Consider the following 21,750-nt stretch of genomic DNA (forward strand, 5'->3'; position numbering starts at 1 on the left):
GCACCTCTACGAAGCGATTCCGTGCGGGAACGATAGCCAGCAACAGGGCCTCCGCCAGCGGAGCTAGCGAGGCCCATCTGCGGGAACCCGCTCAGGAATCAGCGCGGGATGTCTTCACGCTTGCAACCCAGGCGAACATCGACAGTTGCCGCGCCGGAAGCGGCGGTGAACTGATCGCAGGTCACGGGGCACATCACGATCGTCGACGGCGTCCCACCAGCGGCAGGATCGACGTCGTAGTACCAGCCCCCGAGAGTCGCGTCACAGCTCCCCGCGTCACCCACGTAAGGCACGGTGACGGTGCTGCTGCCGTCTTTGAACTCGACGTTGACCTTGTCGTAGTCGAGGGTGCCGGTGCTGGGCATCGGGATGCTGTACTCACACGAAAGCGCGGTACCTCGGATGTCGTTCAGCGCCTGGGTGAACTGCGCGCCAAGGGAACTGGATGCCGCGTCGACGACGAAAGCCGTCCCAGTACCACCGGCGTTGGCGATCGAGTTCGCGTTGCTCTGACCCGTGGTGTCGCCGTTCTCGAACACGCCAATCACGAAGGTCTGCACGGACGGCGTACCGTTGAGCGCCGCGGTCGCGAGGGCAGAGATCTGGTTGATGTTGGTGGGGTTGCAGCTCGTCGGCGTGCCGTCGGTGACGAGCACCACGACTACCTGATGCCCTGTATGGCTACCGGCCCAGCTCTGGGCGTGCTGAATCGCACCTTGGAGCGCGGGCCCGGTGGGCGTCGCACCTCGCGGCATCTGAGCGTTGAGAGAAGCTGTGATCGCCGCAGCATTCCCTGGCAGCTCCGCGATCCCCACGTCGGGCGCCTGGTAGTCGCCAACCAGGCAGGAGTCAGACTCGGTGCAGAAGCTGCTCGTCATTTGGTTGCAGGTCAGACCCCCGCCGCAGACGCTGGTGTCGCCCACCGGTGCGCACACGCTGTTCACGTCGGTTCCGCAGTTGCCCAGGTTCACGCACGATCCGAGGAAGCCGCAGTCGCTGTTGTTGCTGCACGGAACGAGGTTCGGAAACTGATTCGAGCATGCCTTGAGCACGCACAGCCCACCAGCGCCACTGCATTGACTATTGCTAGTGCAGCTCCATGCGGAACCAGCAGCGAGCAGGGGGAAGTACTGGATGCCTACGCCGATCCCTGCGGATTCCGGTGCAGTGAGGAAGCCCTGCAGCGCGGGCCGCACCGCGTCCCACTTGGTCACGCCAGGCGCGGCCTCGGCGCCCATCGACCCCGACATGTCGAACATCACGTACATATCGAGGGGCTTGCGCTCCCCTTGAGTCACCTCGCCCGCGCAGGTGTCCGCGTCGGGATCGAAGCCGCCAGTGCCTCCGTTGTTGCCACCATCGATGAGGCCACCGCTGCCACCGAAGTTGCCGGTGTTGCCGCTGCCCGCGACACCACCACTACCGCCGCCTCCGGTCCCGCCGCTGGCGGCGCTCCCGCCGGTCCCGCCACTGACCTGGTTTCCGTTTCCGGAGCTCGCGCTGCAGGCAGCGACCACTCCAACCGCACACATCGAGACCAACGCTCCCAGGAGGGGGCGCGACAACTGGGTTCCAAAAGCCATGACCAATTAGACCATGAGGCCGTGCGCTTCGCTATGGCGAGCTAGGCGCACATGCGGTGGATTGCGCTCGCTTCCGTACCGCGTGGTCAAGAACCCGCGGAACCGCTTTGGAGCCGCGTTCTTCGCCAGTACCGCGGGAACACGGAGGAATCCGAGCCAAACGAGCGTTTGTCCTCGGCAACTTGAGACACCCCGGAAACACTCGCCTTGATGCATCGGGCTGTGCCATGAGCAGCCCATGCATCGCGTGCAGAGCTTCCGTTGGCAACGGCTGGATATCCCCATGCGGGAACCCTTCGGTATCGCGGGTGGAGCGCAGCTCGTCGCAAACAACGGCTTGGTGATCGTGACGTTGGCGGATGGTACCCAGGGCGTGGGAGAGGCCGCGCCTTTCCCTGCGGTGAACGCTGAGACTCAGGCAGCCGTGGAGGCGAACCTCCTCGGCGCGCTTCCGAACCTAGAAGGGCTGGAGTTTAGCGACTGGCAGACGCTGCCCAAAAGCGTCCCGGCGTTCGACACAACACCCACCGCACGCACCGCCTTGGAGCTCGCGCTCGTGGACGCGGCGCTCAGGAGTGAAGGCAGGTCGCTGTGGGAGGTGTGCGGCAAGCAAGAACTCGAGCTCGAAACCGACATCACGGTAGGCACCGGTGACATCGAATCCGCACGGCAAGCATCACTGCGAGCGGCGGGGGACGGCTTTCGCTGCCTGAAGATCAAGGTCGGCAGCAAGCTCGACGACCCGCGCGCCGCACTCGAGCTCGACCGGGCGCGTATTCTCGCAGTCGGCGAGAGCGCCCCCGAGGCATCGCTCATCTTGGATGGCAACGCGGCGTACGACTCGATCCACGCCGTTGAGTTGGTGGAGTCGCTCGGCGACCTCAGGCGACGCGTCGCGCTCTTCGAGCAGCCCACTGCAAAACACGACATCCGAGGACTCCTGGAGGTTCAACAGCGAGCCCAGGTCGCTGTCGCAGCGGACGAGAGCTGCCAGGGTCCGGAGTCGCTCGCAGAGCTGCGTGGTGTCGCGGTGATCAACGTGAAGCTAATGAAGAGCGGCGTGCTGGGTGCCGTGAGGCTGATCGAGGAGGCAAAGGCGCGCGGATTCGGACTCATGATGGGCGGCATGGTGGAGTCCCGACTGGCTATGGGAGCGGCGGCGAGCATCGCGGCGGGCTTCGGAGGTTTCAGCTTCATCGACCTCGATACGCCGCTGTGGCTCGCGGAAGATCCCTGCTGCGAGGGGTACACCCAGGTGGGCCCCAGCATCCGGCTTGCGCCTGACGCGAAGGGGCACGGAGCGCGCGTCGCTCCTGCGTGGCTTAACGAACCAGCCTGAGCCGCCAGCGCTTTTGTCGCGAAACGTGGAAAGATCCGCAAACTGCAACTAGAACGGGGACTGTGAGAGCCAATTCGAGCTCCAGCGCTCCGACTCAGCTGTTCCTGCCGCTCCCAGGTATCGCCGTCACACCACCCGTCGCGCCGCGCATCCCGCGCAACGACCGAGTGTTCGTGAACCGCAACCTCGCGATGGCGAACATCGACTGGATAGGCTTCGACATGGACTACACGCTGGCGATCTACAACCAGCGCGCCATGGACACCTTGAGCATCGAGCTCTCGGTGGAGCGCCTCTTGAAGCGCGGCTATCCAAGCTACCTCCAGGACGTTCACTACGACACGCGATTCCCCATCCGCGGGCTCTTGATCGACAAGCGCCTGGGGCACGTGCTCAAGATGAACCGCTACAAGGCCGTGTTCACGGGCTACCACGGCCTGAAGAAGCTCCCTCGAGAGACCCTCGACGAGCTCTACTTGAACAAGAAGATCCGACCGAGTACCCCGCGCTACCACTGGATCGATACGCTCTTCGCCCTCTGCGAGGTCACTCTCTACTCGGTAGCCGTGGACGCGATGGAGAAGCGAGGGGAGCAGGTCGACTACGCCAAGCTCTTCGGAGACATTCGCGAGTCCATCGATGAAGCGCATCGCGACGGCTCTGTTTACCGCGCGGTAACGGCTGATCTGGCCAAATACGTCGAGAGGGACGAAGACCTCGCGCGCGCGCTGCACAAGTTCCGTTCGTCAGGCAAGAAGCTGTTTCTGCTCACGAACTCACCTTGGCACTACACGAACCGGATGATGACCTACCTGCTCGGTGAAGCCATGCAGGAGTATCCCAGCTGGCGTCATTACTTCGATGTCATCGTGGTGAGCGCGCAGAAGCCCAACTGGTTCAAAGAAGGGCGCCCCTTGATGGAGCGCGACGGTGAGGTCTTGAAGGACCTCAACGGCCCGCTGGAGCGCGGAAAGATTTATGAGGGCGGGAACCTCCGCGAGTTCGAGCGCCTGACTCGCACCGTTGGTTCGAAGATCCTCTACGTCGGTGACCACATCTACGGAGACATCCTGCGCAGCAAGAAGGAAAGCGCCTGGCACACGGCGATGATCATCCAAGAGCTCGACCAGGAGGTCGCTGCCCTGGAGATGTGCCTCGGGGAAATGGCACGTCAGCGAGAGCTGAACGAAAGCCGCGATCGACTCGAAGATGAGCTGCGCTTCTACCAAGCACGCTTCAAAGAGCTGTCGAAGCAACCGACCGAAGAAGGCGACGCGGACCGTCTGCGCGTCAAGCGCGCCCTCGAGCAGGTGCGCGGCGAGCTCCGTTCCATCGAACGCGAGCTGACGAGCCTGGCAGAGACGGTGAACCTTACGTTCCACCCATACTGGGGCTCACTCCTCAAGGAAGACAACGAGATGAGCAGCTTCGGCCTGCAGGTCGACACCTACGCGGACCTCTACAGCCGTCGGGTGAGTTGCTTCCGCGAGTACTCCCCGCACCAGCACTTCCGCTCGCCTCACGACCTGATGCCCCACGAACTCTAGCAGGCTGCGGATTAGCGGCGTGTCCTTCAACACCCGCTAGGCGGAGCTTTTTTGCGAGCAACTCGAGCTGCGCATGGCCGACAGGGGACCACTTCCCTGAAGACCTCGCCATGCCTCGTCGACCAACTGCCATCCGCTTCGCCACTCTGCTCACTGCCTCGTGGCTCGGCCTATCCGCCACTGCCCAGGCGCAAACCCCCCAGGAGATCGCGACGGCGAGGGAGCACTTCCGGAAGGCACAGCTGCTCGAGACCAAGAAAGACTGGAGTGGTGCGGCGAACGAGCTCGAGGCGGCGCTCGCCGTCAAGGAGACGCCGGGCCTCCGCTATCACCTCGCCTATTGCCAAGAGCAGCTGGCGAACTACGCAGCCGCGCTTCGCGACTATCAGCGCGCCCAGCAGCTACTGGCCGAAGGACAGAAAGCGGCGGATGTCTCACGCTTGCTCGGCCCAGCTCTGGAGCGCGTCCGTGCTCTGGTCGCTGAGGTCATCGTCGTCGCTCCAGACGCAGGGGACTACGAGGTGCTTCTCGACGGCAACCCGACGAGCTTGGGCGTTTCCGTGCACATCGATCCCGGCTTGCACACTGTGAAGGCGATCCGCGGGAAACAAACCCAGCTGCACCAGTTCGTTGCGTCACCCAAAGACGAACACCGTATCGTTCTCACCCCCCCTCCCGCGTCAGAGCCGACGCAGAGCCAAGCCGCTCCGTTGCCCACGCTGCCAGACACAGCACCGCCAGAGCGATCCGCTGGGACGCTGAGGGTCCCGCTCCTGATCGGAGAAGCTTCGCTCACGGCGCTCGCGCTCGGTGTGGGCGTCGGGTTCACGTTGCGCGCGGCTCAAGCAGGAGCCGAAGCAGATCGTGCCCTTCTGGATGTGAACACGCGAGCTCCCGATGCACAGTGCTCGAGTTCGGATCCTGGCGTTCAGTCCGCGTGCAGCCAACTCGCTGACTTCAAGCAGCGGGAACAACGCGCGCGCACCACGGCCACCGTGGGTTTCGCCGCTGCCGGCGCAGGAGCTGCGCTCTTCCTCGCAACCTGGTTTCTCTGGCCAGAATCAACTGAGGAGGCGACAGGCGCGCCTCGCGTCCTCGCTGGATCCGATGGGCACCGAAGCTTCGTCAGCCTGCAGGGAAGCTTCTGAGTTCGAGCGGCTGTCCTACAAAAGCGCTTCAGTAACTTGACGAAGCCGGCTCCGTGCTTCTGAGTGGGGGTCCAATGCTCGGACACGGACAACCCCGCTCCGCTCCGAACGGCTCTCGCAGGCGTGCCGCACGGCTCTTTCTGGGAGGACGCGCATGGGAACGCGTTGCTCTGCCGTTGTGCGTTTTGAGTGCAGTGGTGGCCACCGTGCTGATCGCGCCGAATACCCAGGGAGCCAAAGGCTGCCCAAGCGGCATGGCGAGCATTCTTGGGCGCTACTGCATCGACCGCTACGAAGCGAGCATGGTCGTGGTCAACAGCAAGGGCAAGCGCCTACGCAACCACTCCCCGTACTTCTCTCCGAGCCCCGATCAGCTCGTCATGGCCACCAGCCGCCGCGGCGTGGTCCCCCAAGCGTACCTCACCCAAGAAGAAGCGACGATCGCCTGCGAGTCCGCGGGGAAACGTCTCTGCACGGATGAGGAATGGGTCACAGCCTGCAAGGGTCGCGACCCGACCCAATATCCCTACGGAGACAAGCACATCGTCGGGCGCTGTAATGACGCCGGAGAGTCGTCGCTGCTCCGCGTCTTCGGCAAGTTGCCGGACGCGGAGCTGTACCACATCGACCGTATGAACGATCCGCGGCTGAACCGTCTGCCCAAGACCCTCGCCAAGACCGGCGCCTACAAAGGCTGCAAGAACTCGTTCGGGCTGTACGACATGGTCGGCAACCTGCACGAGTGGACGGCGAACCGAGGCGGAACGTTTCGGGGCGGTTACTACTTGGACACGCACATCAACGGTGAGGGCTGCGGGTACCTCACGACGGGCCACAACACGAAGTACTCGGACTATTCCATCGGCTTTCGTTGTTGCAGCCGCCTGGGCGGAGAATCTCGCCCGAAAAAACTCCGCAGCCCGATCCCCGCAGGCTCGCCCCGCGCTCGCGATTTCGAGCGCAAGAAGCGTGAACGCGCGCGAAAGCGAGCGGCCGCCAAATCCCGCTGAGCAGCGCAAATTAGGCTTCGGAAACACCGAGGTGTGACGAAGTGCGCCTAGCTCGGGTGTGAACCACGGGGCGCACCGAACCCATCAAGAATTCGAAAGTGTCACTCGCAAACCGTAGAGCTGGCTAAAACGTAGGGAAGTTTGCCCCTTGTCAGCCGCCCTCCGCTGCGCTTTGTTCTCGGCCCGATTGGGCACGCAAGTTGCCGCATTACCGGGTGGACGGGAGCCGCACTGGGCCCCATCAAGCAAACACTTCCCTCCCCCCTCCCGCTGACACACGTCCGACTGCACGAGGAATCCCGATGACCAACAACCTGGTCCACTGGCTCGAACGCCTAATGACCAACTTTGGAGCCGGCTGGGTAATGTGGCTCCTGATCGGCTTGAGCATCATCTCCGTCGCCATCATGCTGGAGCGCGCCTATTTCTACTGGCGCCTGCGAGACGACATCGGGGGTCTCGCCCACGAGCTCCGCAGCTTACTCCGCAAGAACGACATCCCGGGCGCCATCAAGCGCATGCAACAGTCTCCGAGCGCAGAGGCCGCGGTGGTCGTCGCCGGGCTCCTGGAGGCCGATCGCGGCGCCAAGTCCGCCGAGGAGGCCATGCAGGGCGCCGCGGCGCTGCAGCGCATGAAGCTCGAGAAGTGGCTCGCTTACCTCGGCACCCTCGGCAACAACGCGCCGTTCATCGGGCTGTTTGGTACCGTCATCGGTATCGTTCAGGCGTTCAAGGCGCTCGGGAAATCCGATGCTGCCACCAACGCCATGGCAGCAGCGCCGCAAGAGGTAATGGCAGCCATCGCCGAAGCACTGATCGCAACCGCGATCGGTCTCTTGGTGGCCATCCCAGCGGTCGCGATGTTCAACCTTTTCATGCGCATGTCGAAGTCGATCCTCGCCAACACCGAGGCGCTGACCCGGGTACTCCTGAGTCACCTCACCGCAGAAGGCGCTGGTGAGTCTGCCAGCGAAGAGGAGTAATCAGTGGCTGGCGGAGCTTCCAACGACGACGATGGAATGATCGCGGGTATCAACGTGACGCCGCTGGTCGACGTCACGCTGGTGCTGCTCATCATCTTCATGGTCACCGCCAAGATGATCGTGAGCCAGGGCATGCCGATGGACCTGCCGAAGGCTGCGAGCGGCCAAGACATCCAGACGGTGTTCAGCGTCGAGCTGAGCGCCGACGGCAAGACCATGGTCGATTCGAAAGAGGTCCCTGACGACGAGGCCGTTAGTGGCCTCGCAAAGTCGGCGAAGGCCAAGAACAAGGACATCCGTGCCGTTATCCGCGCGGATAAAAAGGTAGAGCACGGTCGCGTGATTCACGTGCTCGATCTGCTGAACCGTGCAGGCATCAGCAAGGTCGCGTTCGGCGTCCAGCAAGCCGCCCCGGGGGAAACCACCGCAAAGCCAGCCAGTAGTGACGGATAGCTATGACTGTCGCCGCCCGCCCCACAGCAGTTGATTCCCATGCAATTGGACAAAAGAACCTCGACCCACTCGTCGCGGTGCTGTCGCTCGATCGTGGGATCACGCGTTGGGGCATGCTCCTCGGCGTCGTAGGTGGGCTGTTCCTGCACGGAGCCGCGGCGGCGAAGGGGCTCAGAACCCCGTTCTGGATGGATGAGTTCACGTCGGCCGTGAGCTACGCGGTGGACAACGCCGTCGTCGACGAGATCGATATCCAGATGGATAAAGAGCCGCCGAAGCCGCCGGAGCCGGAACCCGAGCCTGAGCCGCAAGAGCAAGAGGTGGTTCAGGAGCAGGTCGCGGATCCGATCAAAGAGACGGCGGCTCAACCCGCGAGCGCGGGCAAGACGCTCACCGCAGAGGCCGACCCCACGGAGCCCGTTGACATGACGGACTTCACCATGACCCAAGGTGAAGGGGACCGGTATGCGGGTGGAACCACCGCTTCCTACGGCACTTCGGACACCGCCGTGCGCAATCCAGTGACCAGCAAAGACGGCGTGAAGGGTGGCGAAGGCACGAAGTCGAAGCCCCCACCTGCGCTCCCGCCTCCGCCGAAGGAAAACAAGTCGCGGGCCGCGGGAGCCCGTGGCACCAACTGGTCAAGCTGCGGCTTCCCGGCTCAGGCCGACATGGAGCAGATCGACTTCGCTCGCGTGCGGCTGAGCGTCACTGTGGATCCGAGTGGAAAGGCCACCTCGGTTCAGGTGCTCTCCGATCCAGGAAATGGCTTTGGCTCCCTGGCGCGCTCCTGCGCATTCCGGATGCGCTACACGCCGGCGCTCGATCCCAGCGGGAAAGCCATCACCGCCAGCACGCCACCATTCACCGTGACCTTCACGCGCTGAGGACGCCGCCGCTCACGCTTGGTGGGCGCCAGAAAGGCTACGCGGAGCCATCAGGTCGTGTAGAGTCCGTTCATCATGGCCTCCGAGCGAGTCGAACAGCTGCGCAAGGTGGAACTGTTTGCCGGCCTGAAGGACGAAGCTCTGGAGCTGATCGCCAAGGTTGCCGTCGAAGAGACACACCAGCTCGGCACCAAGATCTTCGAACACGGCGACGCGGGGGATAAGCTCTACCTGATTCTCGATGGTCGCGTGCGCATCAGCCGCGAGGTACCGGGCATGGGTGAAGAAGCGCTGGCCATCCTGGGACCGGGACAGATGTTCGGCGAGATGGCTCTGCTCGACGAGTCGCCGCGCTCCGCCGACGCACGGGTTCACAATACCTGCCGCGTCCTGGCCATCCCGAAGGATGGTTTTGACGACCTGCTCTTCCTCCACAAAGACCTCGCTTACGAAGTGCTGTGGTCCATCGTTCGCATGCTCGTTGGGCGCCTTCGCGAGACCACCAACAAGCTGACGTTCCTCTCCATCAGCGGGAAATTCTGAGCGCTCGAACGCGGAATATGCCTGCGCTCTGCCCCCAGAGGCGCTTCCGGGGCCCGCATGAAAAGCCTTGATTTTCAAGCTTCTAGAAAATCAACGTGCACAGAATTTGACGCCCACACACCCGTTCAGTAGCCTACGCGAACCATGCAAGGGCTGACCAAGCGCCAAGCGCAGACGCTGGATTACATTCGCAAGTCGATCGAAGAGCGCGGCTATCCCCCGACGCTACGAGAGATTGGCGAGTACATGGGCATTCGCTCCACGAACGGGGTGAATGACCACCTGCGCGCTCTGGAGCGCAAGGGCTACCTGCGGCGGGAAGACATGAAGAGCCGCGCGCTCCGCCTGGTGAACCAGAGCGACGACACGCCAGAGAGCGTCGCGGAAGCCGCTCGGGTCGCGGGCGACGACGACTCGATGGAGATCCAGATCCTCGGCCGAGTTGCCGCTGGCCTTCCGCTGCTCGCCGACGAAAACGTGATCGACACGGTGCGCATCGACCGGGTCCGGGTCAAAGGCGGTGGGCGCGATGTCTTCGGCCTGCGAGTCCAAGGTGACTCGATGATCGAAGCCGGTATTTTGAGTGGCGATTACATCTTCGTACGCAAGCAGTCCACGGCGAGTCGCGGTGACATCGTGGTGGCGCTGATCGGCGACGAAGCCACGGTGAAGTACTACTACCCCGAGAAGGACTACGTGCGCTTCCAGCCCGCAAACAGCGGGATGGCGCCGATCCTGGTGCGGGCGACGGACTTCCGCGACACGATGTTGCTCGGTGTCGTGATTGGTCTGTATCGCGAAATCTGAGTACCAGCTCAGCCACCGCGGTCGCGTACCGCGGGTCTCCAAGCCGCGCCGAGTCTAGCCTCCGCGCGGCTTTTTCCGTGCTGAAGCAGCCGGCCGAACTGATCCCTGAAAAGCCGGCAATGGGGCTCGCGCCCGGGAGCGCGAACGAACAACGATTGGGGGGTGAGGCGCGCTGCTCGGTCGCTCCATCCAACCTAGGAAGACCTGCAGGGTGTGTCAGCCCAGCCGCAAACAGACTGTAGTCTGTTTCAGGAAGTGACGGCCAAAGGCGCTTCCGCTGGAAACTTCCAGAAGTCCGACTTGGAGGCTCGATCCACTAGAAAAGTCGGTAGTTGACGCATGAGTCGTCGCGTTGCTAGCGTCGCATCCGGCTTTGGTGAGAGTCGTCGACTCGCGTTCACACGGACCCGTGCGGACCACCTCGGCTGCTGCGTTTTGCAGCGTGAAGGGATCCCTCGGCTGGCTACGGCGCGAGGCGGCGGAGGCTAGCTCCTTCGGAGCAAGTCAGAAGTGAGATCGAAGAAACATCCAACGTGGAGTTCGATGTGATCGAAGGTGACGGTTCTTGCGTGCGAATGACTCGCGCGGCCCGCAATCCAAGGCTGCCTCTGAAAGCTAACTTGCAAGCCACCGGTCTCGGTGCGCGTGTGCTCTTTGCTTTGACCCTGCTCGTTGCCGCAGGCAGCGCTGGCTGTGGCAACACGCTCTATGCCATCCAAGCCAACTCCGCCTCCAACAAGGTGGAAGAGGCTCGCGAGCTGGACGCTGAGAAGTACGCTCCCTACGAGTACTATTACGCGAAGGAGCATCTCGAAAAGGCCGAGATGGAAGCCGCTGAAGCCGACTACAGCGACGCCTCGAACCTCGCGGAAGTCGCTGAAGAGTACGCGGACAAAGCCATTCGTCTCACGCGCGAAGCGCGGCGAGGAGCCGGACGATGAAGCAGCGTCTGTTGCGTAGCTTCGCGCTCTTGGCGGTGAGCAGTGTCGCCGTCGGTTGCGGACAAGCGCCGAAGCTCAAAGGCCAGATCGCGGGCCTCGAAGAGATCACCAAGCAGGCCGAGCGCAACGGCGCGGTCCGCTGCGCGCCTCGCGAGCTGGCGATGGCCCAGAGCCACCTCAAGTTCGCGCAGATCGAACTCGAGCAAGGCTTCATCTCCAAGGCGCAGAAGCACTTGTGGATCGCCGAGCCCAACGCCCACGCCGCAAACTTCCTGTCGCCTCCGGAGTACTGCGCGGAGCGCGGCTTCGTGGAGGCTGCTCCTCCCCCCAAGCCGAAGCCCAAGCCGGCTCCTGGGGATCGCGACGGCGACGGCTACTTGGATCCCGAAGATGCCTGTCCGGATGAACCGGAGAACTTCCAGGGCTACCAAGACTCCGACGGTTGCCCGGACGATCCCGACACCGACGGCGATGGCCTGACCGACTCCGTCGACTCGTGTGAGCTCGAGCCGGAGGACAAGGACGGCTACCTGGACGCCGATGGCTGCCCGGAGCTCGACAACGACTCCGACGGCGTGCTCGACGCGACCGACAAGTGTCCGAACGATCCGGAAGATCCCGACGGATACGAGGACGACGACGGCTGTCCGGACCCAGACAACGACGGCGACAAGGTCCCCGATATCAAGGACCAGTGTCCGAACACCCCCGGCTCGGAGACTCAGGAGCCCCTGGGCTGCCCGACCAAGCCGGCGCTCGTCGTGGTCACGGACTGCGAAGTCAAGATCAAGCAACAGATCCACTTCGAGTTCAACAAGTCCAAGATCCGCCCGGAAAGCTTCCCGGTGCTCGACGCAGTCGTCGAGGTCATGGAGAAGAACCCGAAGATCAAGCTCGAGGTCCAAGGTCACACCGACAACAAGGGCAGCAAGGCGTACAACAAGAAGTTGAGCGGTGCGCGTGCCGAGTCGGTGATGAAGTACCTGGTCAGCCACGGCATCGATCCAGACCGTTTGACCAGCAATGGCTACGGCTTCGATCGACCGCTGGTGCCAAACACCTCGGAGCGCAACCGAGCCCTCAACCGTCGCGTGCAGTTCGTCCGCACCGAGGGCTCAAAGGAAGGCTGCGACAAACCCTGAAGTTCTGGGTCGCCTCGAGCGACCCTGAGCTGCTTCAGCCTCAGCTCGCTGCACTCCCCTCACCCCCAACTCTGCCCAGGCGAGTTGCTTTAAACCTCAAGTACCTTCATGGTGCTTTCGCTAGAACCCACCCTTCCGAACTACCGCTCGCTCAGCGGAGGATGACCCGTGTACCGCCGTCTACTTTGGCTCTCTGCCCTCGCCGTCGCGCTCTTCGCAGCGACGGCTTTCGCCGCGCCTCGCGACAACGCCGCCACCAAGAAGATCGACGAGGCGATCAACCAGCACTACCTCGCGACGGAGTTCGACAAGGCCGAAGCCATCCTCACCGGCACCATCAAGGCCTGTGGCGATAAGTGCAGCGGCCCGGTCATCGCCAAAGCGTGGATGTACGTCGGCATCGTTCGCGGAAGCGGCAAGAACGATCTCGCTGGCGCGACCGACGCGTTCCAGCAGGCGCTCAGCATCGACCCCAAGGTTTCCTTGGACAACGCGCTGGCGACCGATGACACGAAGAAGGCGTTCGCTGACGCTGCCGCTGCTGTGGGTGCGAACCCGAGCACCGGCGGGAGCGGCGGTGGCGGCGGCACCGACACGCCTCCAACCCCGAAGCCCCCGAAGCCCGCGGCGGGCGCCATGGACTGCCAGCCCCGGGTCAGCGAAGTGGAGACGCGGCGGCCCATCCCGGTCAGCTGCACCACCGAGGAAGACGCGACGTCAGCCGAGCTCAAGTACAAGGAGTTCGGCGGAGACAAGTGGGCGACGCTGAAGATGCAGAAGAAGGGCGACGCGTTCGTCGCCGAGATCCCCTGCACCGCAACCAAGCTCGTGGGCGCCCTGAAGTTCTACGTCCGCGCGAAGGACGCCGCAGGCGACACCATCGACAACTACGGCACCAAGCGCGAGCCGGTCTCCATCAACGCCGTCAACGCGACGGATGAGGAGCCGCCCTCCTTCCCCGACCAAGACCCGCCGAACCGCTGCGCTGAAGAGGTCGAGTGTCCCCCCGGGATGCCGGGCTGTGGCGCGGGCAAGCGCGGCGACAAGGGCTGGGGCGCCACCTGTGAAGAGACCCGCGAGTGCCAGTCAGGCCTCGTCTGCGCAAACGGCACCTGTGAGACCGGCGGGCAGTGCTCCTCCGACTCCGACTGCAGCGATGGCGCTTCGTGCGTCGACGGCGAGTGCGCTGGCGGCGGCGGTGGCGGCAGCGGCAAGAAGCACAAGCTGTGGATCGGTGCGGAGGTCGGCTTCGACCTGGCCTTCCTGAGCGGCGACGACGTCTGCTCTCAAGACAGCCAAGCGAACGAAGGCTTCGCCTGCTTCGATCCCGGCACGGAGAACCAGTACGCCGAGAACCCCCAGCCTGGTCAAGGCAACAAGATCAGCGGTGGTTTCGCCCTGGGCACCATCCGCGTGATGCTCCACCCCGAGTACTTCGTGACGCCGAACATCAGCCTCGGCGGGCGCCTGGGCTACGCGTTCAACGGTGGTCCGACGCCAGAAGGTGGCAACGCCTTCTTGCCGTTTCACGCGGAGGTGCGCGGCTCCTACTGGCTCGGCGACTCGAGCGCCCTTGGCTTGCGCCCGTTCCTCCACCTGGGTGGTGGCATGGCCCAGGTCGACGCGAGCTTGAAGGTCACCATCTCCGACTGTGGTCCGTTGCAAGGGACGAACGAATATGAGCCTTGCATTACGGGTGAGGGTGCCAACGCTCCGGCGAGGCAGCTCGACGCGTTCAAGAAGCTCGGCCAGGGCTTCGGCGCGATTGGCGGTGGCGCCATGTACGCCATGACCGACAGCATGGGCCTGGTGCTCGACTTGAACATCATGTTCATGCTGCCCTCCTCGGGTCAGGTGATCGAGCCGAGCCTTGGCATCATGATGGGCTTCTGAGCCTTCGCAACCCAACACGCAAACGCGCCGCCTCCCCCGGGAAGCGGCGCGTTATTGCATTTGCTATAAGACGACAATGAGCGAGCCCGACGCCTCAGCAGCCAGCGACTACGAGCTGGATCCGAGCGCCGAGCTGCTCGAACTCACGCGCCTGTTGAGGGTCCACCTCGAGTGGCAAGTGGAGACCGGCGCGATGGGCCTCTCCATCGCAGACCCCGAGCTGCTCGCGGCGCGCCCGAGTGCGCTCGGTGAGCCGCCCGCCGAAGAGCCGCAACGGGAGCGACCGCCGGAAGCTTTCCGCGCGGCAGCGCCGGCGAGTACGCCGGCACATTCCGCTCCAGAGCGGACACCAGCCCCCCACGCACCTTCACCTGAGCGCATTCGCGCACCAGAGCCCCCGCTCCCCGCGCCGCCGACGCACGGGAGTCCGCTGCCGCCGAGCGCCGCCTGGGAGCGCGACCGGGGAAGCGCTCAGCTGCCTGCGGCAGCACCGCCGTTGCCGCCACGGGAGCTCCCGGATTTCGCTGACCGGCAGTCGGCCCTGCTGGCGCTAGCCCAACGCATCACGCCGTGTCAACAGTGCCGGCTGTGTGAACAGCGCACTCAGACAGTGTTTGCACGCGGAAACGGCCAAAGCGGCGTGTGCTTCGTCGGTGAGGGGCCCGGCTTCGACGAAGATCAGCAGGGGCAGCCGTTCGTGGGCAAGGCAGGGCAGCTGCTGGACAAGATGATCGGCGCCATGGGTATCGAGCGGGAAGACGTCTACGTTTGCAACATCGTGAAGTGCCGCCCGCCGAACAACCGCAAGCCGGCTCCCGACGAGATGCTAGCCTGCCGCGATTACCTCACGGAACAGCTCGAGCTCGTGTCGCCGCGGGTGATCGTCGCGCTCGGCGCCACCGCCGTCGAGGGCCTGCTCGGCAGCACCGGAGGTATCACACGCATCCGTGGCCGCTGGCGGCTCTACAAGGGCCGCATCCCCGTGATGCCGACGTTCCACCCCGCATACCTGCTGCGTAATCCGCGGGCCAAGCGCGAAGTGTGGGACGACCTCAAGGCGGTGATGGCGCACCTGAAGAACCCTCCAGGTAGCACGCCTCAAGGCTGAAGCGACCGTGGCCGAGCCCGACCTCAGCGAACCCACGCCGACTGTGCGCCGGTACAAGGCGCTCTACTGGAGCGTGCGCGTCGCGCTTCTGGTGATCGGCTTTTCGCCGCTCTGGGTGTGGGCGATCAGCGACATCCCAGCGCTCTCCTGGCTCGGCGCACCCTTCGACGCCTGGTTCAGCTACCAGTGCCATCGCGAGCCCGAACGCTCCTTCGAGATCCTCGGGCGTTTCCTCCCGGTATGTAATCGCTGCCTAGGGATCTACTTGGGTTTGGGGTTAGGCGCGTTGTTCATGCGCCCGCGCCTCAGCGTGTGGCCGCTCCGTCTATGGGTCGGCTTTGCGGCGGCCGCGATGATCCTCGACGTGTGGACCGAAGCCTTGGGCATGCGACCGCCGAGTAGCGCCATGCGGCTCGTGACCGGCATCTTGCTCGCCTACCCCGTCGCCGTGGCGGTGGCGTGGACCGCGAAAGAAGCGGGACAGAGCGAAGACACACCCCCAGACTGAATTGTCGCGCGGAAATTGCTAGCCTTCCGCGCGACGGGCTCGCGGACGCTCAGTGGCTGTCTTGGGCGCTGAGCCAACGCTCGGCGTCCAGGGCTGCCATGCAGCCGGTGCCGGCGGCGGTGACGGCCTGACGGTAGGTCCAGTCAGCGACGTCGCCGGCGGCGAAGACGCCTTCCATGCTGGTGCGGGTCGAGCCGGGGGTGACCTTGAGGTAGCCGTTGTCGTGGACATCGAGCTTGCCCTTGAAAAGATCCGTGAGCGGGGTGTGACCAATGGCGACGAACATCGCCTTGGCAGGGACGTCGCTGAGCTCATCCGACTTCAGGTTCTTCACTCGCACGCCGCTCACCGCGTCCTCAGCAACGCCGAGCACCTCGGTCACGACGTGGCTGTAGAGGATCTTGATCTTGGGGTGGTTCACCACGCGATCCTGCATGGCCTTGGAAGCGCGGAAGTCATCGCGACGGTGGATGAGCGTCACGCTCTTGCAGAGGCCGGCGAGGTAGTGCGCCTCTTCCATCGCGGTGTCACCACCGCCCACGACGATCACGTCTTGCTCACGGAAGAGCGCGCCATCGCACACCGCACAGGCGCTGACGCCTTTGTTCTTGAGCTTGTCCTCGCTCTCGAGGCCGAGGTAGTTCGCGCGCGCGCCGGTGGAGATGATCAACGCCTTCGCGAGGTGGAGCTCACGCTCCTCACCGACGTAGACCTTGAATGGCCGCGCGGAAAGGTCGACCTCCGTGACGTCGTTGGTGATGAACTCGGTGCCCTGGCGCTCCGCTTGCTCGCGGAAGTCCGCCATCATCTTCTGGCCGCTCACTCCCTGGGGATACCCCGGGTAGTTCTCCACATCGGTCGTGAACATCAGCTGGCCACCCGGCATCAGGCCACCGGCGTTGAAGCCCTCGATACACAGCGGCTTCAGGTTGGCGCGCGCGGCGTAGATGGCCGCGGTGAGTCCCGCGGGGCCGGAGCCGATGATGATGACGTTGTGAGTGGCTGCTTCGCTCATGGGGTGGTCCTGTGACTAGCTGGGCGCGCACGGGGCGCGATGGGTCGCTCTGGCGGTTGGAGCCAGCTCGGGGGAATACGATTCGGCGCGGCTATGCCTCGCTGGCGCCGCCCCGGGTTGCTCCGAGGGATGGATGCTTAGTGCCAGCGGACGGGTGACGCAATCCGCTCCGGCCTCTAGGCGAAACGGCTTGAATGCGGCGGCTAGGTCGGAAAACGCCGCCCCTCACCCCCGAAAAACGGAAGGGGACAGCCGTCTCCTCCCGCTCCATGAGCTAGGCCGTTCAGAACTTGGCGCCGACGCCGGCCGAGATGATGTGGGCGGTGCCGCTGATCTTGCCGCCGTTGACTGCGTAGGGCGAGCGACTGCCAAGGCCCTGGTTGCCGCTGATGGCGGTGATGGATCCCTTACCCTTGTTGTCCATCTCCTGCAGGCTCACCAGCATGTAGCCGAGCTCGATGTCTACGGGGGCGATACGGAACTGACCGCCCCCAGACAAGCCGAAGCGCGCGCCGCCGACGGGCGAAGGATGCAAGTACTCGCTGTCCGCCGCGGCGGTCTGAAACCACATGCCGGCGCGGACAGCGAGCATATCGGGAACCGCAACGAAGTCGCCGCCAAGGCGCACGCCGAAGGTGTCCTTCATGTTCAGCGCGATGTCTGAGTTCTCCGGTACGGCGCCAACCGAGGCGGTGCCGCTGTAGATCAGGACCGTATCCTTGGGGACCCGCACCTTGATCGCGTCGAAGTCGCTGTTCTTCGTGTACTCGAGATCGAGCTCGATATCGAAGACGTCTTGGCTCAAAGGATCGCGCTCTGCCGCTTCCGCGAGGTAACCAGGCGCCCCGTCTCGAGGTTGGCGAAACGCGACGCCAAGGCGCACCTGCAGCGGATTCGGGATCTCCAGAGAAACCAGATCCTCTCCTGCGTCCTGACTCTTGGACGCGGTGCCACCATCCGGCGAGAGGCGGCCGTTGGCTCCCCAGTAGCCCGAGGTCGCCGTGATGTCGCCCTTGCCCTTGAAGGCATCCTGCCAGTGCAAAGCGAAACCGATGTCGATCTGATCGGTCGCTGAGTACAGCGCACCAAACACGAACCCCGGGATGAACAGGTCCGTGACGTCGACCTCCGCCTTCACATCGCCGGAGACGTTGTCGCGCGTATCATTCGCGCTCGGCTGAGCCATGGCGGCATTGGAGAGCTTCAGGTTGCCAAAGCCGGCGACAAAGCCGAGGCCGAGACGGATTTGATCGCTGACGGCGTAACCCACGCTCAGCGTCGGGTTGAGCAGCACGCCGTCGACCTCGAGGATCATGTAGCGTTGAGGCGATGCGAACTGCACCGTCGTGTTGCCCGCCTTGGCATCCGAAACCTCGGGGAAGGTGATCTTGCCGAGGGACGACGGAGGCAGGAACGCCAGACCGATCCCCAGGGAATCGCTAAGTCGCAGGTTGCCAGCGAGGTGCGGGATGGGGTTTGGCGTACCCGAGTTCTCGTTGCAGACCTCTTGGTAGGTCACGCCTGGCACGTTCGGCCGAGCCGGCTGGCCATCGGTGTCGAGCCGCGTGAAGCACTCCTTGTTGAACACCAGGTTGGTGCCCAAGAGCGCGCCGCTTTGCAGGCCGCTGAGGGCCGCCGGATTGTAGTAGGTCGCCAGGGAGTTGCTTGCCCGCGCCACCCAGGCGCCGCCGCGCGCCATCTGTTGTGTGCCATTGTCGGGCACTTCCAGCGCGCTGGTCGCGAAGGCAGAGCTCGCAACCAGACTAGCGCCGAGGGCGACTCCCAGCGTGGTCAGCCGACGTATGCCACGACGTCTACTTCCCCGAGGAAGCGACCGCCGCTCCTCTTCAGTGGCCCCACCGCCGAGAGCCTGAGCTCCAGCGGGAGAGCGACCGGACAGCCGGCTGGCGACGCGAATGGCGAGTGTCTCCTGTGGTCCCTGCATCTGTTCCCCTGCTTCGAACCCGGCCTTAGTCCTTGATCGGACTTGCCTTGAGGGCGGCCTTGCCGTCCTTCACGTAGACGCTGAACTTGACCCGGCTGCACTGGTGGCGGCTCATCAAGGCCTCCCGGGTCTTCTTCAGGGTCTGCTCGAACTTCTCGTAAGTGAAGCCCTCCGTCTTTTCGCCGCATTGCTGCTTGGTGGCAACGAAGTCTTCATACACCTGACGCCATTCCTCGGCCTCGGAGGGCTCGCCCCCGGCTTCGGCGGACGCAGCGGCCTCAGCCGCGGGCGCGGCGTTGGGCGCTGACGCACCGGGTCGACCTGGGGGCTTCGGGAGCGGACGCTTCGGCGGGCTCGGCGCAGCGCCAGGGGAAGATGCAGCAACTGGGGAGGACACCACGGGGGAAGGCGCAGAGCCTTGAGTCTCCGCCATGGGCGCCTTGGGCTTCGGCTTCGGCCGCGAGGGCTCAGGCGCGGCGCCCGGGCTCGAGGGCTCGGGCGTCGCATTTGAATCCCCGGGGAAACTAAACGCGCTCATCACCGGTTGGTCCGGGATGTCGCCGAGCACTCTGCCGAGGTCCGCTGCGCGTCTGGGAGAGCCGCCGCCCTTGGCCACGACCTGGTCAATGCCGTCGTTCACATCCGAGGCGATCTTACGGAAGATGCCGCGGAACTTCGACGGAGTGAGCTGATCGATCTCACCCTTCGCGAGCTTGATGCACTCGTTCTTGAAGGTGTTGATAGGCCGCGTGTGCTCGAGGAACGAGAAAATCAGGCCCAGGAACGCCGCAATGGCGACCGCACCTGCCACCAGCCCAACATTGGCCTGCGCCTTGTCCTTGTCGTCCGCCTGCTTGAAGAAGGCCAACGGGGAATCGACTTGTGCGGGAAGACGACCCACGACGTAGCCTGCGCCGAGCTGCCCAGCCTCACCGGGTAGCTGCGAGTAGACGACGCGAACGTTTCCGCCCAGGGTGCGCGCCGGGCTACGCCCCACGGAAACGTAGTTCTCATCGAGCAGCGCCTCGCTGAGGTCGCTGTTGATTTGATCGAGCTGGCTCTTGTCGAAGCCTTCGGGGGCTGCGGAGACGGTGCTCGCGCCGTCCATGTAGAAAGCCACGGCCGCGCCAGTACGCTGAGAGAGCGTGCGCGCAAACTTCTGGTCGATGACGCGCGCGCCGATCACCGCACCTGCAGGCATTGACCCAAGGTCGAACTCGACGGGTCGCGCAACCACACGGTAGAGCCGGTCGAGCTGGAGGGTGTCGTCCCGAATGTAGCCGTGGAGTGCGTCAGCCACTACGGGGTAGCCGCCGAGCTCAAAGTCTTCCATACCGCTCGCCTGCTCATAGCCCAGGTGGGCCACGACGCGACCGTTTTGGTCCACCGCGAACACCGCGTCGAAGGCGTCTTCCTCGGGGATACGTGAGTTGACCTTCTTCAGCGCGTCGAGGAGCTTGTCCCGCACGTCGCTCGGGATCTTGCCCTCCGCCGCGGAGGCCTTGGAGAGCTGCTTGGCGATGTCCTGGTTGAGGGCGAACTTGATCAGCTGGGCCGAGCGCTCGCGCGCGTCGTTCTTCAAGTACCAGCTGACGACCTGCGAGTCGGAACTCAGGCCCTCATCCATCGCGCGCAGACCCGCGCGGTTGTACATGCTGGTCGCCAGCAGCAAGACGAAGATGCTCGCACCGAGCACCAACGCCAGCACCACGTACCAAAAGCGTGAGGCGAGCATCTACTTCTTGTCCTTGTCCTTTGCCTTCTCGTCGTCGTCGTCCTTCGCCTTTTCCTTCTTCGGATCGGGCGCGACCTTGATCTCATCCTTGATGGTCAAGTCACGCGAGACGCTGACGGGAGTCGCTGGGCCGACCTTCTTGCCGGCGAAGAATGCCTGGATGTCGTAGTCGCCGGCCTCTTTGGCATCGAGCAAGAACTCACCCTTGAGGTTGGGATACGCGATCGCCGCGACGTTGCTCTCGGCGACGATCCACATGCGGAGCGACGGAGCGCGCTTGTCGCGGATCTCGTAGCTGCCGGCCTTCGGCACCGTCCAGTCGCGGGTCCCACCGCGCACCGTGTTCGCCGGGTTGAACGTCGGGATCCCGACACCATAGAGCTGGTGGACGAACGGGTCCGTGTTCTGGAACGTGAACTGAGTTCCCGGAGGAACCACGATGGTCACCGGGGTGGTTCGCCCGCCACCGACGCGGATCAGGATCGGCTTCGGCGGCTTCTGTACGGACTTTGCGATGAGAGCGACGCACAGCTCTTTGGGGATGTGGGGGAAGAGCTTGCGGAACTTCGCGGGCACGGTGGGGACCGGCTCACGGAAGGAATAGCCGCGATTCTTGGGCTCTTTCGCCTCGGCCCAAACCGGGTTCTCCAACTCCATGAAGTTGGTGACCTTGCCCTTTACCTTCGCCGCCTCGACCCCTGGAGCGAGGAACGCGAGACCCGCCAAGACCATCGCTGGTAAGCCGAGTCGTCCACCCAATCGCCTCCAGTGGAGGCGCGCTGTGATCCCGTCAGTCCCCATATCGCGCTGACCGTAGCCGACCGAGCCGCGCGACGGAAGCCTTGGAAGATTCTCACGTTTCCGTACACGACTCGCCGTGACAGGATGTTTCCACGCTGGCTTGGGCCAGCCTCCGTGGGCTATCGGGCGACGCTGCAACCTGTCGCTGACAGTGGATCCGCGAGGTGTCGCTACGCGTCTTCGGAAAGGGGAGACAGCCCCCCAAAGGCGAACGGGCCGGCATAGCCAGCCCGTTCAGGGAAGCCCGTACCGCAAAGTTCGCTGGTATTGCAGGACGAATGAACCCCTAGCTTAGCTAGGTGGGCGACTCCTCACATCGATCTGGCTTCCCAGTGAGTTGGTCTGGGCCTAGCGCTCCTGAT

At 64.1% G+C, this 21,750-nt stretch carries 19 protein-coding genes; 14 read left to right on the forward strand and 5 right to left on the reverse strand.

Annotated elements, in window-relative coordinates; translation table 11 throughout:
- Window positions 1–98 precede the first annotated feature (98 nt).
- A complete protein-coding gene (locus H6718_25965; protein ID MCB9588885.1) occupies window positions 99–1,565 on the reverse strand; it encodes a VWA domain-containing protein in 1,467 nt (488 codons plus the stop codon).
- 256 nt (window positions 1,566–1,821) lie between these two features.
- On the opposite strand from H6718_25965, the gene H6718_25970 reads away from it, so the two are divergent.
- From H6718_25970 to H6718_26035, 14 genes are all read left to right on the forward strand, one after another.
- Window positions 1,822–2,922, forward strand: coding sequence for a dipeptide epimerase (locus tag H6718_25970; GenBank protein MCB9588886.1), 1,101 nt, complete (start codon window positions 1,822–1,824; stop codon window positions 2,920–2,922).
- Window positions 2,923–2,984: 62 nt separating this feature from the next.
- Window positions 2,985–4,469: an HAD-IG family 5'-nucleotidase gene (locus H6718_25975; GenBank protein MCB9588887.1), complete on the forward strand. Its 1,485-nt coding sequence runs from the start codon at window positions 2,985–2,987 to the stop codon at window positions 4,467–4,469.
- A 110-nt stretch (window positions 4,470–4,579) separates the two neighbouring features.
- Window positions 4,580–5,617: a hypothetical protein gene (locus H6718_25980; GenBank protein MCB9588888.1), complete on the forward strand. Its 1,038-nt coding sequence runs from the start codon at window positions 4,580–4,582 to the stop codon at window positions 5,615–5,617.
- Between the two features lie 197 nt (window positions 5,618–5,814).
- Complete coding sequence (locus H6718_25985) at window positions 5,815–6,627, forward strand: SUMF1/EgtB/PvdO family nonheme iron enzyme (GenBank protein MCB9588889.1); 813 nt, start codon at window positions 5,815–5,817, stop codon at window positions 6,625–6,627.
- Window positions 6,628–6,929: 302 nt separating this feature from the next.
- A complete protein-coding gene (locus H6718_25990; GenBank protein MCB9588890.1) occupies window positions 6,930–7,610 on the forward strand; it encodes a MotA/TolQ/ExbB proton channel family protein in 681 nt (226 codons plus the stop codon).
- A 3-nt stretch (window positions 7,611–7,613) separates the two neighbouring features.
- Complete coding sequence (locus tag H6718_25995) at window positions 7,614–8,063, forward strand: biopolymer transporter ExbD (GenBank protein ID MCB9588891.1); 450 nt, start codon at window positions 7,614–7,616, stop codon at window positions 8,061–8,063.
- Window positions 8,064–8,065: 2 nt separating this feature from the next.
- A complete protein-coding gene (locus tag H6718_26000; GenBank protein ID MCB9588892.1) occupies window positions 8,066–8,950 on the forward strand; it encodes a hypothetical protein in 885 nt (294 codons plus the stop codon).
- A 72-nt stretch (window positions 8,951–9,022) separates the two neighbouring features.
- On the forward strand, window positions 9,023–9,493 hold the full coding sequence (locus tag H6718_26005; protein ID MCB9588893.1) for a cyclic nucleotide-binding domain-containing protein: 471 nt from the start codon (window positions 9,023–9,025) through the stop codon (window positions 9,491–9,493).
- Between the two features lie 144 nt (window positions 9,494–9,637).
- The gene (gene lexA, locus H6718_26010) at window positions 9,638–10,300 is read left to right on the forward strand and encodes a transcriptional repressor LexA (protein ID MCB9588894.1); all 663 of its coding nucleotides are present in this window, start codon (window positions 9,638–9,640) and stop codon (window positions 10,298–10,300) included.
- A 575-nt stretch (window positions 10,301–10,875) separates the two neighbouring features.
- Window positions 10,876–11,241, forward strand: a complete 366-nt coding sequence (locus H6718_26015) for a DUF4398 domain-containing protein (GenBank protein MCB9588895.1) — start codon at window positions 10,876–10,878, stop codon at window positions 11,239–11,241.
- On the forward strand, window positions 11,238–12,383 hold the full coding sequence (locus H6718_26020) for an OmpA family protein (GenBank protein MCB9588896.1): 1,146 nt from the start codon (window positions 11,238–11,240) through the stop codon (window positions 12,381–12,383). The genes H6718_26015 and H6718_26020 overlap by 4 nt, the downstream gene beginning before the upstream one ends.
- A gap of 168 nt (window positions 12,384–12,551) precedes the next feature.
- Entirely contained in the window at window positions 12,552–14,276 is a 1,725-nt protein-coding gene (locus H6718_26025) for a hypothetical protein (GenBank protein ID MCB9588897.1), read from the forward strand.
- Between the two features lie 193 nt (window positions 14,277–14,469).
- Complete coding sequence (locus tag H6718_26030) at window positions 14,470–15,384, forward strand: uracil-DNA glycosylase (GenBank protein MCB9588898.1); 915 nt, start codon at window positions 14,470–14,472, stop codon at window positions 15,382–15,384.
- Between the two features lie 7 nt (window positions 15,385–15,391).
- The gene (locus tag H6718_26035; GenBank protein ID MCB9588899.1) at window positions 15,392–15,892 is read left to right on the forward strand and encodes a DUF2085 domain-containing protein; all 501 of its coding nucleotides are present in this window, start codon (window positions 15,392–15,394) and stop codon (window positions 15,890–15,892) included.
- Between the two features lie 49 nt (window positions 15,893–15,941).
- On the opposite strand, the gene trxB is transcribed toward H6718_26035, so the two are convergent.
- The 4 genes from trxB to H6718_26055 all read right to left on the reverse strand — a co-directional run bounded on the left by trxB (window position 15,942) and on the right by H6718_26055 (window position 21,388).
- Window positions 15,942–16,907 carry a thioredoxin-disulfide reductase gene (gene trxB, locus H6718_26040; protein MCB9588900.1) on the reverse strand — a complete coding sequence of 322 codons (966 nt, stop codon included), beginning with the start codon at window positions 16,905–16,907 and terminating at the stop codon, window positions 15,942–15,944.
- Window positions 16,908–17,190: 283 nt separating this feature from the next.
- Window positions 17,191–18,852, reverse strand: coding sequence for an outer membrane protein transport protein (locus H6718_26045; GenBank protein MCB9588901.1), 1,662 nt, complete (start codon window positions 18,850–18,852; stop codon window positions 17,191–17,193).
- Window positions 18,853–18,877: 25 nt separating this feature from the next.
- Window positions 18,878–20,587, reverse strand: a complete 1,710-nt coding sequence (locus H6718_26050; GenBank protein MCB9588902.1) for a hypothetical protein — start codon at window positions 20,585–20,587, stop codon at window positions 18,878–18,880.
- The gene (locus H6718_26055; protein MCB9588903.1) at window positions 20,588–21,388 is read right to left on the reverse strand and encodes a hypothetical protein; all 801 of its coding nucleotides are present in this window, start codon (window positions 21,386–21,388) and stop codon (window positions 20,588–20,590) included. It lies immediately after the preceding gene.
- Window positions 21,389–21,750 lie beyond the last annotated feature (362 nt).

It is taken from the genome of Polyangiaceae bacterium, from assembly GCA_020633205.1.
Classification (GTDB): domain Bacteria; phylum Myxococcota_A; class Polyangia; order Polyangiales; family Polyangiaceae; genus JAHBVY01.

Coding starts and splice junctions, on each gene's coding strand:
- H6718_25970 (MCB9588886.1), top strand. CDS start 1,822: ATGCATCGCGTGCAGAGCTTCCGTTGGCAACGGCTGGATATCCCCATG.
- H6718_25980 (MCB9588888.1), top strand. CDS start 4,580: ATGCCTCGTCGACCAACTGCCATCCGCTTCGCCACTCTGCTCACTGCC.
- H6718_25990 (MCB9588890.1), top strand. CDS start 6,930: ATGACCAACAACCTGGTCCACTGGCTCGAACGCCTAATGACCAACTTT.
- H6718_26000 (MCB9588892.1), top strand. CDS start 8,066: ATGACTGTCGCCGCCCGCCCCACAGCAGTTGATTCCCATGCAATTGGA.
- lexA (MCB9588894.1), top strand. CDS start 9,638: ATGCAAGGGCTGACCAAGCGCCAAGCGCAGACGCTGGATTACATTCGC.
- H6718_26015 (MCB9588895.1), top strand. CDS start 10,876: ATGACTCGCGCGGCCCGCAATCCAAGGCTGCCTCTGAAAGCTAACTTG.
- H6718_26020 (MCB9588896.1), top strand. CDS start 11,238: ATGAAGCAGCGTCTGTTGCGTAGCTTCGCGCTCTTGGCGGTGAGCAGT.
- H6718_26030 (MCB9588898.1), top strand. CDS start 14,470: ATGGGCCTCTCCATCGCAGACCCCGAGCTGCTCGCGGCGCGCCCGAGT.
- trxB (MCB9588900.1), bottom strand. CDS start 16,907: ATGAGCGAAGCAGCCACTCACAACGTCATCATCATCGGCTCCGGCCCC.
- H6718_26045 (MCB9588901.1), bottom strand. CDS start 18,852: ATGCAGGGACCACAGGAGACACTCGCCATTCGCGTCGCCAGCCGGCTG.
- H6718_26050 (MCB9588902.1), bottom strand. CDS start 20,587: ATGCTCGCCTCACGCTTTTGGTACGTGGTGCTGGCGTTGGTGCTCGGT.
- H6718_26055 (MCB9588903.1), bottom strand. CDS start 21,388: ATGGGGACTGACGGGATCACAGCGCGCCTCCACTGGAGGCGATTGGGT.